The organism is Oleiphilus sp. HI0079, assembly GCF_001635105.1.
Genome location: NZ_LWFT01000041.1, coordinates 1 through 1,044, shown reverse-complemented (window position 1 = coordinate 1,044; position 1,044 = coordinate 1). Strand labels below are relative to the sequence as shown.

The window sequence follows — 1,044 nt, the reverse complement described above, 5'->3', positions numbered from 1 at the left end:
ATCCCGGTACTAGCCGCTTCTGGCGGCAGCGATCAGTGAAGCTGGGTATTGGTTTGTTGATTCTCATACCATTTTGGAAGACGATGTTGGCGCTTCGCGAGGCGCAAATGTTAGTTGATATCGACCTTGGTGTTCATTTAGTTCTTTTTTACGCATTGCTTTTGATTTGGGCTGCAGACACCGGCGCTTACTTCGCGGGTCGCGCGTTTGGAAAGGCGAAACTTGCTCCTGCAGTTTCACCTGGCAAGAGCTGGGCTGGCGCTTGGGGAGGGCTGGGTTGTACCGTCGTTCTTGCCTTGGTTGCCGCATTTTGGCTTGATTTGAGCTCTGCCTTGACCATTCAGTTAGTTGTGGTCACGGTGATCGCTGCAATCGTTTCAATATTTGGTGATTTGACAGAAAGTTTGTTCAAACGTGAAGCTGGTATAAAAGATAGTAGCAATCTCTTACCTGGGCACGGCGGTGTGCTTGATCGAATAGACAGTTTAACGGCAAGCATTCCAGTGCTTACAGCGCTTCTTTATAGCTTTTCTTGGATTGCTTGGGGTAATCCGTGAGCGCAAAAAAGCTCTCTGTACTTGGTGCTACCGGATCGATTGGTCTTAACACGCTGGATGTTGCCGCGCGGCACCCTGATAAGTATGAAGTATATGCTCTAAGTGCGCACAGTAATTGGTCCGAGCTGCTGAAGCTGAGTGTTCAGCACGCGCCCCGGTATGCTGTCGTTTCTGATATCTCCGTTGCTGACGAAGCGCTAGCAGCGTTTCGAGATAGTGGCACCCTGACTGAGCTCTTGGTTGGGCCTCACGCTCTTATTGATATTGCTTCTGCGACAGAGGTGGATATCGTTATGGCCGCGATCGTGGGCAGCGCAGGACTTGAATCAAGCTATGCGGCGGCTAGCGCTGGTAAAAAAGTGTTGCTTGCCAACAAGGAGTCGCTGGTTTTGTCTGGCTCTTTGTTTATGACTGCTATTGAAAATTCGGGTGCAACGATTCTCCCTATAGATAGTGAGCATAACGCCATCTTTCAGTGCCTTCCTTC

1 protein-coding gene and 1 pseudogene are annotated in these 1,044 nt (G+C 49.9%); both read left to right on the top strand.

The window, feature by feature from the left end:
* Window positions 1-557 (top strand): phosphatidate cytidylyltransferase (locus A3750_RS00750; protein ID WP_156498273.1); only part of this gene is annotated, 557 nt, incomplete at its 5' end.
* A pseudogene (locus A3750_RS00745) lies at window positions 554-1,044 on the top strand (1-deoxy-D-xylulose-5-phosphate reductoisomerase); the annotation flags it as partial. The gene A3750_RS00750 and the pseudogene A3750_RS00745, both read left to right, overlap by 4 nt.